Annotated in this window: 19 protein-coding genes; 16 read left to right on the top strand and 3 right to left on the bottom strand. The window is 65.6% G+C overall.

The annotated features are described in order from the left end of the window. Positions 1–273: 273 nt before the first annotated feature. A complete protein-coding gene (locus BLEFHOIH_RS13490; protein WP_088346289.1) occupies positions 274–690 on the bottom strand; it encodes a response regulator in 417 nt (138 codons plus the stop codon). Between the two features lie 48 nt (positions 691–738). Beyond that, positions 739–1,119: a response regulator gene (locus tag BLEFHOIH_RS13495; RefSeq protein WP_170937152.1), complete on the bottom strand. Its 381-nt coding sequence runs from the start codon at positions 1,117–1,119 to the stop codon at positions 739–741. A gap of 177 nt (positions 1,120–1,296) precedes the next feature. Between BLEFHOIH_RS13495 and BLEFHOIH_RS13500 the strand changes: the two genes are divergently transcribed. The 16 genes from BLEFHOIH_RS13500 to BLEFHOIH_RS13575 all read left to right on the top strand — a co-directional run bounded on the left by BLEFHOIH_RS13500 (position 1,297) and on the right by BLEFHOIH_RS13575 (position 16,084). Continuing rightward, positions 1,297–3,039, top strand: coding sequence for a terminase TerL endonuclease subunit (locus BLEFHOIH_RS13500; RefSeq protein WP_245297002.1), 1,743 nt, complete (start codon positions 1,297–1,299; stop codon positions 3,037–3,039). Next, positions 3,036–4,334, top strand: coding sequence for a phage portal protein (locus tag BLEFHOIH_RS13505; RefSeq protein ID WP_088346293.1), 1,299 nt, complete (start codon positions 3,036–3,038; stop codon positions 4,332–4,334). Before BLEFHOIH_RS13500 ends, BLEFHOIH_RS13505 begins: the two co-directional genes overlap by 4 nt. Continuing rightward, the gene (locus BLEFHOIH_RS13510; protein ID WP_170937153.1) at positions 4,327–4,983 is read left to right on the top strand and encodes an HK97 family phage prohead protease; all 657 of its coding nucleotides are present in this window, start codon (positions 4,327–4,329) and stop codon (positions 4,981–4,983) included. The genes BLEFHOIH_RS13505 and BLEFHOIH_RS13510 overlap by 8 nt, the downstream gene beginning before the upstream one ends. Positions 4,984–5,056: 73 nt before the next feature. Then, complete coding sequence (locus BLEFHOIH_RS13515) at positions 5,057–6,316, top strand: phage major capsid protein (RefSeq protein WP_088346297.1); 1,260 nt, start codon at positions 5,057–5,059, stop codon at positions 6,314–6,316. Positions 6,317–6,376: 60 nt separating this feature from the next. Continuing rightward, positions 6,377–6,586, top strand: a complete 210-nt coding sequence (locus BLEFHOIH_RS13520; RefSeq protein WP_088346299.1) for a hypothetical protein — start codon at positions 6,377–6,379, stop codon at positions 6,584–6,586. A gap of 2 nt (positions 6,587–6,588) precedes the next feature. Then, positions 6,589–7,200: a head-tail connector protein gene (locus BLEFHOIH_RS13525; protein WP_088346301.1), complete on the top strand. Its 612-nt coding sequence runs from the start codon at positions 6,589–6,591 to the stop codon at positions 7,198–7,200. Further along, positions 7,200–7,553, top strand: a complete 354-nt coding sequence (locus tag BLEFHOIH_RS13530) for a phage head closure protein (RefSeq protein ID WP_088346303.1) — start codon at positions 7,200–7,202, stop codon at positions 7,551–7,553. The genes BLEFHOIH_RS13525 and BLEFHOIH_RS13530 overlap by 1 nt, the downstream gene beginning before the upstream one ends. After that, complete coding sequence (locus BLEFHOIH_RS13535; RefSeq protein ID WP_088346305.1) at positions 7,550–8,002, top strand: HK97-gp10 family putative phage morphogenesis protein; 453 nt, start codon at positions 7,550–7,552, stop codon at positions 8,000–8,002. Before BLEFHOIH_RS13530 ends, BLEFHOIH_RS13535 begins: the two co-directional genes overlap by 4 nt. Before the next feature lie 3 nt (positions 8,003–8,005). Further along, positions 8,006–8,401, top strand: a complete 396-nt coding sequence (locus BLEFHOIH_RS13540) for a DUF3168 domain-containing protein (protein ID WP_088346307.1) — start codon at positions 8,006–8,008, stop codon at positions 8,399–8,401. A 9-nt stretch (positions 8,402–8,410) separates the two neighbouring features. Next, positions 8,411–8,809, top strand: a complete 399-nt coding sequence (locus tag BLEFHOIH_RS13545) for a phage tail tube protein (protein ID WP_088346309.1) — start codon at positions 8,411–8,413, stop codon at positions 8,807–8,809. A 2-nt stretch (positions 8,810–8,811) separates the two neighbouring features. After that, positions 8,812–9,267 (top strand): hypothetical protein, encoded by a 456-nt coding sequence (locus BLEFHOIH_RS13550; RefSeq protein WP_088346311.1) that lies wholly within the window; start codon positions 8,812–8,814, stop codon positions 9,265–9,267. Between the two features lie 157 nt (positions 9,268–9,424). Beyond that, the gene (locus BLEFHOIH_RS13555) at positions 9,425–11,143 is read left to right on the top strand and encodes a hypothetical protein (protein WP_088346313.1); all 1,719 of its coding nucleotides are present in this window, start codon (positions 9,425–9,427) and stop codon (positions 11,141–11,143) included. Then, entirely contained in the window at positions 11,140–11,976 is an 837-nt protein-coding gene (locus BLEFHOIH_RS13560) for a hypothetical protein (RefSeq protein ID WP_088346315.1), read from the top strand. The genes BLEFHOIH_RS13555 and BLEFHOIH_RS13560 overlap by 4 nt, the downstream gene beginning before the upstream one ends. Then, on the top strand, positions 11,973–14,126 hold the full coding sequence (locus BLEFHOIH_RS26675) for a hypothetical protein (RefSeq protein WP_088346317.1): 2,154 nt from the start codon (positions 11,973–11,975) through the stop codon (positions 14,124–14,126). Before BLEFHOIH_RS13560 ends, BLEFHOIH_RS26675 begins: the two co-directional genes overlap by 4 nt. Before the next feature lie 9 nt (positions 14,127–14,135). Continuing rightward, positions 14,136–15,335: a hypothetical protein gene (locus BLEFHOIH_RS13570; RefSeq protein ID WP_088346319.1), complete on the top strand. Its 1,200-nt coding sequence runs from the start codon at positions 14,136–14,138 to the stop codon at positions 15,333–15,335. Positions 15,336–15,430: 95 nt separating this feature from the next. Further along, positions 15,431–16,084, top strand: a complete 654-nt coding sequence (locus tag BLEFHOIH_RS13575; RefSeq protein WP_125461700.1) for a hypothetical protein — start codon at positions 15,431–15,433, stop codon at positions 16,082–16,084. A gap of 90 nt (positions 16,085–16,174) precedes the next feature. On the opposite strand, the gene BLEFHOIH_RS26225 is transcribed toward BLEFHOIH_RS13575, so the two are convergent. Next, the gene (locus BLEFHOIH_RS26225) at positions 16,175–16,381 is read right to left on the bottom strand and encodes a hypothetical protein (RefSeq protein WP_125461701.1); all 207 of its coding nucleotides are present in this window, start codon (positions 16,379–16,381) and stop codon (positions 16,175–16,177) included. Between the last annotated feature and the right edge of the window lie 172 nt (positions 16,382–16,553).

A 16,553-nucleotide genomic window follows, 5' to 3' on the forward strand; every position in this document is an offset into this window, starting at 1 on the left:
CATCGACGAGCTGATGCCCTGGGCTTACGCAAAACCAGCCTGAGCCAGGATCAAGGTGGGGTGGCTGGCCCGCTTACCTTTATGCGGCGGCGATCGGCGGCAGCGTCTCGGCGGCGAAGGCCTTCCTCGCCCTGTCGCAGCGGGCCGACACCATCCCGCGCGTCGCAGCCGAACCAAAGCCCGGCAAGAAGGAACAACTCGTCATGGATGCGCAGACCGGCCATCGCGGCAGCCGCTGGGCGCAGGTGCTGAACTGATCATGCTGGATATTGATCAGGGACCCAACCGGAACAGCATCAATCCCTGCGGTAAGTGCTGCTCCGGCGGCACCACGCCGGCAGCGACTCCCCGGGCAATCTCAACACTTTTGAGCAAAGTCGAAGGCAGACACGGCTTGGAGATGTATCCCAGCGCGGCGTCCCGCGCCTCCCATGCCTCGTCGAAATTTCCGCTTATGAAGAGGACTGGCGTGTGGAAAAGCTTACCGAGCATCCGGGCCAAATGGGTGCCCTTGGTTTCACCCACGAGATTGATGTTCAATAGCGCCAGGTCCGGGCGCGTCGATTGGGCCAGTTCCAGCCCTACGGCCGCGGACCATGCGGGCCCGATTACCTCGTACCCAGCGTCGACCAGCGTGTCGCAGATGACCATTGAGGTGAGGGGGTCATCCTCAACCACCAGAATTCTCATTGCCCATTTCCTCTCGCCTCGACCGAAGAAAGGGGAAACGGGCAATGGTCAACGGTGTTCCGTCCGGCGAGGCTCGAGCGATTGGAAAGCCTTCTCGAGTTGCTCCACGACGAAGGGTTTGTGGAGGATCGAGTGGCCTTGGAAATCCAGGAGATCGCGTGGGCTGTATCCGGTCATGATCACGAAGGGAATACCGTGTGCCGCAAGCATCTCAGCGACCTCATTCGAACGGGTACCCGCTAAATTGATGTCCAGGGTTGCAGCGTCGATGGTCCGAGCGTCGGCCTCGATCTGGGCCACAGCATCTTCTGCCGTCCCCGCGATGCCTACAATGTCGTACCCCAACTCCTGCAAAATCTCTTCCAGCATGAGGGCGATCATCGCCTCGTCTTCAATGATCAAAACCCGTCCGCGATATCGGCTACCCATGGGAAACTCTCCCCGGTTGATCTGTCGGAGCCGGGCACCTGAGCAGTCGTCAATGCCCGAATTTGCGCGGTATTTTTCCACATTATTGCCCGCGGCACTACGAAAAACACCTTTTTCCTGCCCGCACGCAATAGATTTTGAACAAATCATGTTGCGGGAATTGCATACATCTGCGGAATGCGGCAGCAACTGGGCGCAGGTGCTGAACTGACCATGTGGAACTTTGCCTGTCCGGACTGGATCGAGCGCTTGAGGTCCGGGCGCTCGCTGGTGCCCGATCTGCCGATCGACCAGGCCGAGGGCGAGCGCGGGGTCCAGATCTTCAACATGCTGCGGCTGCCGGACGTGCCCGGCCAGCCGGCGATGGCGGAGGCCGCCGGCGAATGGTTCCGCGACATCGTGCGGGCGGCCTGCGGCTCGCTCGACAAGGCGACCGGCGTGCGCGCCATCTCGGAGATTTTTACGCTGGTGCCGAAGAAGAATTCGAAGACCACGGGCGGCGCCGCCATCGCCCTGGTCTTGATGCTCGCGAATGAGCGGCCGCGGGCGGAGATGCTGTTCGTCGGCCCGACCCAGGATGTTGCCGACCTCGCCTTCCAGCAGGCCGCCGGCATGATCGCCGCCGACCCGGACGGCTATCTGCAGAAGCGCTTCCACGTGCAGGAGCATTTGAAGACCATCAAGGACCGGCGCAACGGCGCCATGCTGAAGATCAAGACCTTCGACATGCGGGTGATGACCGGCGTGAAGCCGGTCTGCGTCATCGTCGACGAGCTGCATGTGATGTCGGCCTTCAGCTATGCCAGCCGCGTCGTCGGCCAGATCCGCGGCGGCCTCTTACCGAACCCGGAGAGCCTGCTGATCTTCATCACCACGCAGAGCGACGAGGCCCCCGCCGGGGTGTTCAAGGCCGAGCTGCAATATGCCCGCGGCATCCGCGACGGCCGCATCAAGGAGGGCGTGCGCATGCTGCCGATCCTCTACGAGTTCCCGGAAGCCATGCAGATCGACCCGGCGAGGCCCTGGCGCGACCCGGCCAACTGGCCGATGGTGCTGCCCAATCTGGGCCTGTCGATCACCATCGACCGGCTCGTCTCCGACTACCAGCAGGCCCGCGAGAAGGGCGAGGCCGAGGAGCGGCGCTGGGCCTCGCAGCACCTCAATGTCGAGATCGGCCTGGCGCTGCATTCCGACCGCTGGCGCGGCACCGATTTCTGGCTCGGCGCCGCCGACCGGACCCTCACGCTCGACGAGCTGCTCGCCCGTTCAGAGGTGGTCACGGTCGGCATCGACGGCGGCGGGCTCGACGATCTGCTCGGCCTTGCCGTCCTCGGCCGCTGCAGGCAGACGCGCGACTGGCTGCTCTGGAACCACGCCTGGTGCCAGGAGGACGTGCTCGAGCTGCGCCAGGACATTGCCGAGCGGCTCCGGGACTTCGCCAATGACGGCGACCTCACCTTCTGCGCCGACGCCGCCCAGGATCTAATCGAGGTCGCCGACATCATCGAGCGGATCCGCGACGCCGAGCTCTTGCCAGCTGAGGCCGGCGTCGGCCTCGATCCCGCCGGCGTCGCCATGCTGGTCGATGAGATCGTGTCGCGCAAAATCGCCGATGGTGTCCTGAAGGCCATCGGCCAGGGCTATCGGCTGTCCCCTGCCGTCTGGGGCATGGAGCGCAAGCTGAAGGACGGCACGCTGTGGCATTCCGGCTCGGCGCTGATGAGCTGGTGCGTCGGCAACGCCAAGGCCGAGCAGCGCGGCAATGCCGTCTTGATCACCAAGCAGACGGCAGGCAAGGCCAAGATCGACCCGCTGATTGCGACCTTCAACGCCTTCCAGCTGATGAGCCTCAACCCCGAGGCGGCGCGGGCGCTGACCTCGCCCTGGGAAAACCCCGATTTCAGGATGGCGCGCGCATGAGCGAACTTGTCGCCTATACCCGCGAGGGGCTCGAGGCCGTGGTCGAGGCGCGGCTCGCCGAGCGCCGGGCCTCGCTGGAGAGCCCGTCCGTCTCCCTGGCCGATGCGGCGGCCTGGCAGTCGCTGTTCGGCGCCTGGGCCAGCTCGGCCGCCGGGGTCGCCGTCTCGCGCGACAGCGCACTCGGCGTGCCGGCGGTCTGGGCGGCGGTGAACTTCATCGCCTCGACCATCGCCACGCTGCCGCTCGATCTCTACCAGCGCACCGGCGACGACCGTGCGCTTGCCGTCAAGGATCCGCTCTATGCCATCCTGCATGATGACGTGAACGAGGAGATGAGCTCCTTCGCCTGGCGGAAACTCGCCATGCAGAACGTGCTCTTGAGCGGCCGCTCCTGCAGCTTCATCGAGAGGAATGTCGCCCGCCGCATCATCAATCTCTGGCCGCTCGACCCGGCCAAGGTGACGGTCACAAGGCGCGAGGGCAAGACCCGCTACCTCTACCGCGAGGGCACGCGCGAGCGGGTTTATGCCGCGGCCGAGATCATCGACATTCCCTGGATGCTGCGCTCCGATGGGCTCTCCCATTACGAGCCGATCGAGCGCTTGCGGAACACCATCGGCCTCGCCATCGCGATGGAGGAATACGCCGCAAAATTCTTTCGCGGCGGCGGCGTGCCGCCCCTGCAGCTGGTCGGCCCGATGGAGACGCCGGGCGCCATCGCGCGGGCAGCAACCGATATCACCGAGGCTCTGCAGGCCGCCCGTTCGGAGGGGCGGCCGATCCTGCCGATGCCGCTGATGCACGAGCTGAAAGCCATCGGCTTCGATCCGGAGAAAGGCCAGCTCACCGACAGCCGCCGCTTCCAGCTCGAGGAGCTGGCGCGCATGTACCAGCTGCCGCCGGTGTTTTTGCAGGACCTGACCAAGGGCACGCTCGCCAACACCGAGCAGCAGGACCTGCATTTCGTCAAACACACGCTGTCGCAATGGATCAAGGCCTGGGAGCAGGAGCTCAATCTGAAGCTATTCGGGCCGCGCAGACGCGACCGCTTCGTCGAGTTCAATGTCGACGGCCTGCTGCGCGGCGACTTCAAAACCCGGATGGAGGGCTACGCCAAGGCCATCCAAAACGCCATCAACACGCCGGACGAGATCCGCGCGATGGAGAATTGGGCCGCCCATGGGGGCGACGCCGGCAAGCTTCACATCCAGGGCGCCACGGTGCCGCTCGGCCAGCAGCTGCAACGCGGCGCGGTGCCGGCATCGCCCAATCCAACGGAGGCCGAAAATGAATGACCGCGAAATCCGGGTTCTGGCGGGCCTGCGCCTCGAGGAGCGCGAGGCCGGCAACGCGCCGATGCTCGCCGGCTATGCCGCCGTCTTCGACACCGAGACCGATATCGGCGGTTTCTTCCGCGAAAGGATCGCCCGCGGCGCCTTCGGCGATGCCATCTCCAAGGCCTCGGCCGATGTGCATGCGCTGTTCAACCATGACAGCAACATCGTGCTCGGCCGGCTGAAGGCCGGCACCTTGCGCTTGGCCGAAGACGCGAAAGGCCTCCGGGTCGAGATCGATCCGCCGGACACGCAGGATGTGCGTGATCTCATGGTGAAGATGAGGCGCGGCGACATCGACCAGATGTCCTTCGCCTTCACCATGCGCGGTGGCGCCCAGCGCTGGGATGAAAGCCAGGATCCGCCTGTCCGGACCATCGAAAAGGTGGGCGAGCTCTATGACGTTTCGGTGGTGACGCGCGGCGCCTATCCCACGACCGAGGTCGGGGTCCGCTCGCTCGAAGAGCACCAGCAGCAGCGCCGCATTGCGGGAGATGCCGAGGCCGATGCTCTCCGCAGGCGTGATGAGAAGATCCGGAACTGCCAGGCGGCGTCGGCGCGCATCCGGGATGAGCGTTTGAAACTGCGTTTGCCGAGGTCCGCCGCATAGGCAAAGCCCTGATGACTGCCCTGTTGAGCCGCTTTCGAGCGGCTTTTTTTATGGACATCCAGAGGAGTTACAAATGTCCAGACTGATCGAACTGCGCGAGAAGCAGGTAAAGTTGGTGGCGGATGCCCGCGCCAAGCTGGATGAGATCAAACCTGATACGCCGGCGGCGCGCGCCGCCGAGCTCGAGGCGGAACACGATCGCATCTTTGACGAAGTGACCCGCCTCGACGGGCTGGTGAAGCGCGAGGAACAGCTCGCAGAGCGCGAGGCAGCGCTCGAGCGCGGCGACCCGCGCCGGCCGGTCGGCGAGGACCGCACCGCCGAGCCGGCGGGCGATGCGCCGAAGGCGACGGTCGAGACCGCCTTCCGCTCCTGGCTGCGCTACGGTGCCGGCGGCCTGCTGGCGGAGGAGCGGACGCTTCTGCAGTCGATGCGGGTGAAGGAGCCCGAGCGGCGGGCGCAGGCGGCGGGCACCGATGCAGCCGGTGGCTATCTGGTGCCGCAGGGCTTCGTCGCCGAGCTGATCAAAAGCCTGAAGGCCTTCGGGCCGATGGTCGATCCCGGCATTACCCGGCAGCTGGAGACCGCGGCCGGCAATCAGATCGACTGGCCGACCATGAACGACACCGCCAACAAGGGCGCCATCCTGGCCGAGAACGCCCAGGATACCGAGCAGGACGTCGCCTTCGGCAGCAAGCAGCTCGACGCCTTCAAATACACCACCAAAATCATCCGGGTGTCCGAGGAGCTGATGCAGGACGCGGCGATCGACATCGAGCAGATCGTGCGGGACGCCGGGGCGGAGCGGCTCGGCCGCATCGTCAACGAGCATATGACGGTGGGCACCGGCGTCGGCCAGCCGAGCGGCATCGTCACCGCCTCGACGCAGGGCTTCGTCGCCGCGGCCGCAGCCAACATCACGTTCGACGATCTGATCGAGCTGCAGCACGCGATCGACCCGGCCTACCGCGCCGATCCCAGCACGCGCTGGATGTTCCACGACAACACCTTGAAGCGCCTGCGCAAGCTGAAGGACGTCGAGGGCAATTACATCTGGCAGCCGGCCGACGTCCGCTCCGGCGCGCCGGCCGTCATCCTCGACCACCCCTACTCGATCAACCAGGACATGCCCCAGGTCGGCGCCAGCGCCAAATCGGTGCTGTTCGGGGCGTTCAACCGCTACGTGGTGCGCCGCGTGCGCGAACTCGCCCTGAAGCGCCTGGTCGAGCGCTATGCCGATTTCCATCAGGTCGGCTTCATCGGCTTTGCCCGCTTCGACGGCGATCTGCTGAACGCCGACGCGGTCAAGCACTTGGCACACCCGGCCGCATGATCCCACGGGGCGGCCGCGCTGCCGCCCCGCAAGTCTCTCCCGTCGCCTGAAGGACAAGCCATGCAGATCAAGATCAAACCCGAGGCCGCCGGCCAATATAATGCCTATCAGGGCGGCGATATCCTCGATGTGCCCGATGAGGTGGCGCAGCGCCTGATCGCGCGCGGCATCGCCGATGCCGTCGAGACGCAAGTTGCCGGGCCGAGCGAAACCGCGACCGGCAAAGCGGCCGACGAGACGCAGGTCCCGCTCCCAGGCGAGAGCCGCTGATCATGGCGATGTGGGACCGGATCGAGCGGCTCACCGCCTCGGACGCCGAGGCCATCAGCCTCGACGAGGCGAAGGAGGCCTGCCGCATCGACGGCGCCGACGACGACGCCTTCCTCGCGCGCGCCATCAAAGCCGCCCGGGAGATGGTCGAGGGGCCGGACGGCGCCGGCCTCGCGCTGATCGCGTCGGAGTGGCAGCTCCGCCTCGACGGACTGCCGTCCGAGATCTGGATCCCCATGGGGCCGGTGATCTCGGTCGATAGGCTCGAATATCTGGACGAGGCGGGCGAGCTTCGGACCATCGCGCCTGCCGCCTATCAATGGCGCAAGGGGCGCTTCGAGGCGCGCATCAAGCCGGCCTACGGCCTCGCGTGGCCGTCGCTGCGAAGCCAATACGACGCGGTGCGGGTGACGTTCACCGCCGGATTTGCCGGGACGGATGCCGAGCCGCCGAGCCTTACGGCCATCCCCGAGCCGCTGCGCATCGCCATGCTGATGCTGATCTCGCATTGGAATGAAAACCGCGAGAGCGTGGTGGTCGGCCAGCTGCCGTCCGAGATCCAGCACGGCTTCCGCGACCTCATCAATCGCTACCGCGTCGGGAGGTTCGGCTGATGCGCGGCGCCGGCAGCCTCGATCGCCGCATCACCATCCTGCGCGCGACCATCAGCAGCAACGGCTTCAACGAGCGGGTGGAGAACTGGACGCCCCTGGCGACAGTGTGGGCACGGCGCACCGAGAAGGCGGCAGGCGAAGCCTATCGCGCCGACGAAGTCGCAGCGGAGCGGACGACGCTGTTCCGGATCCGCTGGTCGACGCCGCTGCAATCGGTCAGCGCGCGCGACCGGATCGCCGCCGAGGGCCGCGATTTCAACATCGTCGGTGTGATGGAGACCGGCCGCCGGCGCTGGCTCGACATCGAGGCCGTGGCGCGGGCGGACGTTGCTGCAACGGAGGATGGCGCATGAGCATCACCATCAGGATCGAAGGCCTGAAGGAGGTGCAGGCCGCCCTGCGCGATCTGCCGAAATCGACGGGAAAGAACATCATGCGGCGGGTGCTCATCGCCCGCGCCGAGCCGGTGGCCGAGGCTGCGCGCGCGCTGGTGCCCGTCGATAAGGGGAACCTGCTGGCCTCGATCAATGTCAGCACCAGGCTGACCCGGCGGCAGCGGGGACTGCACCGCAAGCCGCACCGGGACGATGTCGAGGTGCATGTCGGACCCGGCGCCAATCCGGCGGGGCATTTTCAGGAATTCGGCACCTCGCGCCATCCGGCGCAGCCCTTCATGCGGCCGGCCTGGGACCGCACCAAGGCCGGCGTCATCGAGGGGCTGAAAGAGGACCTATGGGCCGAGATCGAGAAAGTCCTCGAGCGCCGCGCCAGGCGGGCGGCCAGGAAAGCGGCGAAGGGCTGATCGATGGAAGAGGCGCTGATTGCACGGCTGCTGGCGGCGCCCGGCGTCGCCGCCATGGTCGGGCCGCGGCTTTATCCGGGCCGGCGGCCGCAGGCCTCGGCGCTGCCGGCGGCGACCCTCATCCGCATCTCCGGCGCCCCCGTCTATACCGACCAGGGCGAGGCGGGCCTCGCCTCGGCGCGCGTCCAGATCGATTGCTGGGGCGAAAGCTATGCAGCGGCGAAGCTAACCGCGCGGGCGGTGATCGCCGCGCTCTCCGCCTTCGCCGGCCTGGCGGGCGGCGTAACCTTCCAGAACATCCTGCTCGATGCCGAGCGCGATTTCTCCGAGGGCGGAAGCAACGCCGCCGATTATCTCTTCCGCACCACTCTCGATTTCATCGTCTGGCACCAAACCTAGGAGCTTAGAATGACCGCCAACGTTGGACGCACCACCATGCTCCACTGGGGCGAGGGGTCTCCCGCGCCTGTCGTCGCCGGCGTCCGCGAGAAGGGCATCACCTTCTCCGGCGAGGCCGTCGACATCACCAACGACGACTCCAGCGGCTGGCAGCAGCTGCTCAATGCCGCCCAGGTCAAGAGTGTCGAGATCACCTGCTCGGGTGTCCTGGTCAACGACACCCTCAGGGCGGATTATTTCGGCAACGCCCGCATGAAGACCGCCGCCTTCGAATATCCCGATGGCGGCGTCGTCACCGGCTCGTTCTATCTCCAGGAATATGCCGAGACCGGCAATCATGACGACGCCATCACCTTCGAGGCGACCTTCGTCTCGAGCGGCGCCGTCGCCTACACGCCGGCGGACTGACCGTGGGGGTGTTCACGCCGATCGAGCTGGACTGGAAGGGGTCCATCTACACGATCAAGCCGCACCGCATCATGGGCATGATTTCGGTGATCGAGGATGCCATCACCCTCGCCGAGCTGCAGGAGTTCTGCCGCCGCGGCGCGCCGCCGACGGCCAAGCTCTGCATGGCCTATGGCAACGTGCTCCGTTACGCCGGCGTCGCCGTCACCGATGACGACATCTATGCGCACGCCTTCGCCGGCAAGCAGGAAATGGAAGCCGTCATCGAGACCGCGATGGGGCTGATGAAGATGATGATGCCACCGGCGGCGCGGGCGCGGATGGACGCCGCGCTGGCGAACAAGGGCGCCGAGGCACCGGCCGCGACGGAGGGTCGGGATCCGGGAAACCCTCCGGGGCCGGCTCGACGTTCGTCGAGGAAGCCTACAAGGCGGCGGTCGTCATCGGCAAATGGGTAACGCGCGACCAGTTCTGGCGAATGCATCCGGATGAATTCTGGTGGCACCTCGAGGGCAACAAGCCCGAGCCGGTCTATCGCGGCAAAAAGCACACTCTGACCGGTACCGACGTCGACGGCATTTTGGCCGATCTGAAAGCCAGGGGGATCGAAAGCAGATGGCAGAAAGCTCGGTAGTCGGCGCGCTGCGCGTCACCCTCGGCCTCAACGCCGCCGAATTCGACAAGGGCGTCGACAAGGCGGCCGATAGCCTGGCGCGGCTCCACAAGGCGGCGTCCGTTGTCGGAACCGCCATCGGCGTCACCTTCGGGGCGGCGGCGACGGCGATCGGCGTGAGCGTGCACAGAGCGGTTGTCGAACTCGACAAGTTCGGCGAGCTGTCGCAATCGATCGGCGTGCCGGTCCAGCAGCTCACCGGGCTGGCGCACGCCGCCCAGCTTTCCGGCGTCGAGCTCGATGGGCTCGGGACGGCGTTCAAGAAACTGTCCGTCAACATGATGGCCATTGCCTCCGGCGACACCACCTCGACCGCGGCGCGCTCCTTCGCCGCGCTCGGCGTGGCGGTCAGAGACGCAACCGGCGCCATGCGCCCGGCCGGGGATGTCTTCATTGATGTCGCCGCCAAATTCGCCACGCTGCAGGATGGGGCGAGCAAGACCGCGCTTGCTGTCGCGCTGTTCGGCCGGGCCGGCGCGGATCTCATCCCGCTGCTCAACCAGGGCCGCGAGGGCCTCAAGCTGATGGCCGATGAGGCGGAAGCGCTCGGCCTGGTCGTCACCAACCGCGCGGTCAAAGCGTCCGACAGCTTCAGCGACTCGATGAACAAGCTCGGCGCGGCCTTCACCGGCATCGGCCGGCAGATCATGGACCGGCTCGGGCCGGCGGTGGCGCACCTCACCGAGCGCTTCGTCGAATGGGTCAAAGAAAGCCGCATCGTTCACACCATCGCCGACACCATCGCCGTGGCCTTCAAGTCGCTGGCGACCGTCGGCGTGGTGCTGAAGGGCGTCTATGACGAGCTGACCAGTTCCACCATTCAATTCGCCCGCGCCCTGACTGCCGTGGCGCAGCTCAAGTCCGGCGATGTGGTCGGCGCATGGGATACCATAAAGCAGGCCGTGGCGGGATCCGGCGAGGGTGCGAAGGCGGCGACCCAAAGCTTCAACGAGCTATGGGCGGCGGCCTCGGGCGAGGAAGCGCAGGCGGCAGCTGCGACGCATAAGGACAAGGTGGCGGCGCCGATCATCCAGAGCACGGAGGCGATGGCGGCGGCCAAGCGCGATCTGAACGAGGAGGAAAGGGAGTGGCAGCGGCTGATCACCGATGGCGTGAAGCTGGCCGAGGCCACGCGCTCGCCGTCGGAGATCTTCGCCGAGAAAGCCCGCGCGCTCGATGCCGCGCTGCAATCGAACGACATCAATGCGCAGCAGTTCGCCGCGGCGATGCAGAAGGCCACCTTCGTCGCCGCAAATGCCTATGCCAGCATGGCGTCGGGCATCGCCAGCAATCTCGCCACGGCCTTCGGCAATTCCAAAGCCTTCGCCATCGCGGCCGCCATCATCAACACCGCCGAGAGCGTGACGAAAACGCTGGCGACCTATGGCGCAACGCCTTGGGGGTTCGCCGCGGCCGCGGCCGCAGCCGCCGCCGGCGCCGCTCAGATCTCCGCCATCCGCTCGACCACGAAGGGCGGCGGCGGCGGGGGCGGCGGGGGTGCGTCGCCGGCAGCAGCGGCGCCCGCGGCCGAGGCGCCGCAGCAGGGCGTCTTCATCCAGCTCAACGGCGAGACGTTCGGGCGCGCGCAGGTGCGTGGGCTGATCGAGCAGATCCAAGGCGCCATCGATGACGGCATGACATTGAGGCTTACCCAAGCATGAGCGTGGTCATCTCAGGCAGCCTCTCGCTCGGAGACATCATCTCCGGCGGCGGCATCATCAACGCCAACAATCCCGTCATCGGCTGGCAGCAGCGCGCCACGGCCGCCAATATCTCGGCGACCACGGCAGCGGCCGGCTTCCCGGCCAGCAACCTCGCCAACCCCTCGACCAATCTCCGCTGGCTGGGCGTCGCGGGCCCGGGCGACCAGTTCATCACCGTCGAGGTGAATAGCGTCGAGGACATCGATTATGTCGGCATCGCCCGGCACAATTTCGCGGCGGCGCAAATTCCGGTTTCCATCGAGGGATTGACCGAAGCGGGAAGCCCGGAGGGCTGGCAGGAGCTCGTCGGCGAGGTCATCCTGCCGAACGACGGGCCCGCGCTGTTTCGCTTCACGCCGCAAGGCCTGACAGCGATCCGCATCCGCCTCCGGCCCGGCACGGCGGCGCCGACCGCGGCCGTCGTCTATGTCGGCAAGCTGCTGGTGCTGCAGCGCCGGATCTTCGTCGGCCATACCCCGATCAATTACGGGCGCACGGCGAAGGTCGTCAACGGGCGCAGCGAGAGCGGAAACTTCCTCGGCCGCATCGTGCTCAATGAGAGCACGCAGACCTCGGTCGACCTGCAAAATCTGACGCCGGCCTGGTACCGCGCCTACATGGAGCCGTTCATTCAGGCGAGCAAGGAAGCCCCCTTCTTCTTCGCCTGGCGCCCGGGGGATTACCCGCTCGAGGTCGGCTATGCCTGGATGGCCAATGACCCGCAGCCCAGCAACCAGGCGGCGAACGGCATGATGCAGGTGAAGCTGGATATCGGCGGCATCGTCAAATGAAGTCATTGACCTATATCGAGATCGAGGTGCCCGAATTCGCCGGATCGTCCCCGGAGGAGCTCGTCAGGCTGCGCTTTTCCGAGCCGACCGATTATCTGCCGGCCGAAATCGACGCCATAGCCTCGATCAAGTCCGTCAGCTACACGCCGTCGAAGGTCTCGCTCGGCGTCGATCTCGGCCAGCGCGCGACGCTTCAAATCAGCTTCACCGACCATCGCCACATCTTCGCCGGCGAGCCCTTCGAGAGCGGCACCTTCTGGGGCAAGTGGCGCGCGCGCTATGGCCAGCGCCTGCGCGGCTACCCTGTCCGCTGGATCCAGGGCCTGCTCGGCCAGGCGCTCGATCAGATGGAAGTCCGGCACTTCGTGATCGAGAGCACGGACGGCCCGACGCCGCAGGGCATCTACACGATCACCGCCAAGGACGTCCTGAAGCTTGCCGACGGCGATCGGGCGCAGGCGCCGCTGGCATCGAACGGCTTCATCATCGCCAATCTCGATACCGACGACACGGCGGTTTCGCTGTCGCCGACCGGCGTCGGCAATCTCGAATATCCGGCCTCCGGCCATGTGGCGATCGGCGGCAAGGAGATCTGCGCCTTCACACGCTCCGGCGATGCGCTGACCCTCACGCGCGGGCAGCTCGGCACGCTGGCCGCGTCGCATGAGGCGGGCGATCGCGCCCAACTGGTGCTGCGCTATACCGGCGAGGATCCGGCGGACATCATTCGCGATCTGCTGGTCAACTACGCCGGCGTGCCCGACGCCTATATCCCGATCACCGCTTGGCGGACGGAGACCGAAAGCTTCCTGCAGCGGCTCTACACCACCGTTATCGCCGAGCCGACCAGCGTCAACACGCTGGTGTCCGAGCTGGTGCAGCAGGCGGCGCTCGCCATCTGGTGGGAACCGCTGTCGCAGCAAATCCGCCTTCAGGTGCTCCGCGCCATCGCCACCACGGCCGACCGCTTCACCGAGGACAACACGCTGGAAGGCTCGCTCTCGATCAAGGATCAGCCGGGCAGCCGCGTCTCTCAGATCTGGACCTATTTCGGCCTGCGCAATCCGCTCGAGCCGATCGACCAGGCGGATAATTATCGAAGCATCGCCGTCACGGCCGACCTCGAGGCGGAAACCGCGTACGGCACCTCGGTCATCAAAAAGATCTTCTCGCGCTGGATCCCGTTCGGCGGGCGCCAGGTGGCGCTGCGCCTCAACGACATCCAGCTCGGCCGCTTCCGCGACCCGCCGCGCCTGTTCAGCTTCAGCCTGTTCCGGCGCGGCCCGGAAAACCCGGTGCTCGGCGGCGGCTACCGTCTCGAGGCGTGGCCGCTGCAGACCGTCACCGGCTTGGCCGCCGATGCGCCGATCCAGATCACCCAGCTCAATCCGATGGCCGACCGCTATCAGATCGAGGCCGAGGAAGCGCTGTTCCAGACCTTCACGCCGGGCGATCTCGTCAACCGCGTCATCATCATCGACAGCAACATCAACAATGTGAATCTGCGTGACATCCACGACAGCATCTATCCCGACCCCACCGGCGAGGAAAGCCCTGCCGTGACTCTGACCGTCTACATCGAGGCAGGCGTCATCGTCGGCTCGAACAGCACCGGGGCGCCGGCCTTCAACGTCGGCACATGGCCAGTGGGCATCGACATCACCGTCTACCTGCGCGGGCGCATCCAGGGACGTGGCGGTGATGGAGGCTTTGTCACTGAAAACTTCGGCGGCCCAGGCGGCAACGGCGGCCCGGCATTATTCACGCGCTTCCCCATTGACCTCATTCTCAACGAGGGCACTGGGCAAATATGGGGCGGCGGCGGTGGAGGTGGCGGCGCTGATAGTCCGGGTGATGGTGGCGCAGGCGGCGGCGGCGGTGGCGGCGCAGGTCAGCTTCCGGGGTTGGGCAACCCAGGCGATAGACCTCCGGATACGCAGGCTCAGAACGGCACGACCGAGGCCGGTGGCTTCCGAGGTGGCGGCAATCGGAACCGCACCGGCGGCAATGGCGGTGGTCCGGGGCAGGCCGGTGGGAACGCGAACGGTGCAAACTTCGGCGTCGGCGGCGCGGCGGGCCCCGCCATCGACGGGCTGTCCTTCATCACCAAAACCGGCGCGGGCGATATTCGCGGCTCCCAGATCAATTAGGAATTTCCCATGACGATGGCTCGATGGCAGTCGACGATTGTCGACGGCAACGGCAATGTGCTGCCCGCCGCACAGATCACAGTGCGCCGTGAGATCGCGGGCGCCCCTCTTGCCTCGATCTATTCCGACCGGGCCGGCGCAACGCCGCTCGGAAACCCGTTCGCGGCCGACAGCGAGGGTTTTGCCGCGTTCCATGCCGCTGGCGGGGCTTATCGGATTACGGCCCAGCTCGGCACCGTGTCGCGGACCTGGCGCTATGTCCCCGTTGGCCTCGTGGCCGAGCGGGACTTCGCCGACGCATTCCTGCCGCGCGGCGCATGGGCGGGCGGCACGACCTACGCGCAGAATGATCTCGTTTCGCATGAAGGCTTCGCTTTCGTCTCGAACGGCAACGGCAATTTCGGGAACGAGCCGCAGGTTACGGGCTCACCTGCCGCGCCCGTGTCGGACGGCGACTGGACGCATATCGGCACCGTCGGCACGAGCGGCGCCGATGGGGCACCGGGTTCGTCAGACGTCACCGGCACGTCGACGTCACCGGTCGCGATCGGCACCGGCTCGAAAGCGTTCACCTTGGCGGAGACCGATCGGGGCTGGGGCGTCGGGGCAAGGCTGAGAGCGAGTAGCAGCGCCAGCCCATCCACGAATTTCATGGAAGGGGTGATAACGAGCTATAGCGTGGCGGCGCTGGAGGTGCTCGTCGATCTCATCGGCGGCGGCGGAACGCACGCTGACTGGACCTTCAGCATCGCCGGCCAGCGGGGCATCCAGGGCGAGCAAGGGGAACAGGGGGAGCAGGGCGAGCAAGGCGAGTCCGGAGCCAACGCTCCCCTTATCGTCTCGTTGCAAGTCTATCTGGCCAATGAGAACGTCGTCATCTCGAACGCTGCGGGCGGCGTCGCATATCGGGCACCAGCCGACTTGAATGACTTCAGGATGACGGCAGTCGGCGCATCGGTGGTCACGCCCGGCACGACCGGAAACCTCGATCTTCAGGTGCGCAATGCGACCCGGGGCGTCGCCATGCTCTCGACCGCAATGAGGATCGAGAGCGGCGAGGGCGGTACGCAGACGAGCGCGCAGCCTGGCACGATTGACACGGCGAACGATGACGTCGCGACCGGCGATCTCATCGTGATCGACGTCGACACGGTGCATTCCTCGCCGCCGAAGGGACTGATCGTGGATTTGAAGTTTGAGGCTCCGTGATGATGCAACCGCGCATTGTTCATGTACGGCGTCGCCCACGGCCCGCGCCGCTACCGGCTTCTCTGAGATTTCTATATGCCGCAGAGGGCGGCAGCGTGCTGCAGGTGATCTACCCCGGCACTGCGTCAGATGCAGATCGAAGGCGTTTTACCGTCTCCTGCTGGGTGAGAAATCTCGCCGGTGACGATGGTACCGGTGCGGCGATATTTGGACTGACAGGGGGTTTTACTGCCATCAGCGCTATCGCTATTACCGGTGTTCAAGTTAGCTATGGCGCAGGCGGACTTGATGGAGCGATTTACCCCGGCATGCCCAATGATATTTGGACACATTATGTCTTCCAGCTCGACACATCGCAGGCGATTGAAGCGAACCGGCTCAGGGTGTTCAAGGATAACGCAGAGCTCATTCCGCCTAATCCCGTTGTCATGACGCAGAACCGGCTGTCGGCGTTCTTTCTTTCAGGTGCGGTCCTTAGCCTAGGCGCTCTCTTCCCTGTAGCCGGCAAGCTGGCATTCCTCGACATATGCCCCGGCAACATTTATGCGCCATCGGCATTTGCAGGCGATGTCGGCGGCGTGTGGTCGGCTCGGATGGCCCCTTCGGTGAGCTACGGCACACTCGGCAGCAGATACGATGGTTCGAACGGGTTTAGCGACATGAGCGGCAACGGCCTGCACCTGACCGATATTGGAAACCCCGACCCGACCGTCGCGTCGGATTTCGCGGATTTGCCGGCCTATGTGTAAACATTTGCTCGTCCGGCTCAGCTTTTCGGTCAGAACTCCGACGTCGCGTCCTGCGTGCGCGCAAACGCTGGTCGCGAGGCGGAGAGGAGATCACAAAGGTGAAGGGCTGTGTCCTGGCTCCCGGTGAATGAGCATTTGCTCGTAGATTTCGAGAAAGGTCTCCAGCAGTGCTGTCGCTCTTGCTCTGTCCGGGCCGGTGCAGTTTACGATCCGCAAACGCTGCTGTGCGATGCGGTCCTCAGCTTCGCAGAGATGAGTATCAGCCAAAGCGATTTGATCCAGGATTAAGGCTTTCATGGCGATCCGATCAAGCGACGCCTCATGCCTCTCACTATACTAGCAATTGGCAAGCATCTCGACAAGCCTTGCCCGATGCGCCTCCATTTGTGCATACCTTTTTAGGAAAATATCAAGCAAATCTTGGGCTGTTTTCCTTTCCAGCCCAACCGATCGAGCTACACGGGACCGC

This window comes from Rhodomicrobium sp. R_RK_3 (assembly GCF_002198715.1).
In the GTDB taxonomy this organism is placed as follows: Bacteria; Pseudomonadota; Alphaproteobacteria; order Rhizobiales; family Rhodomicrobiaceae; genus R-RK-3.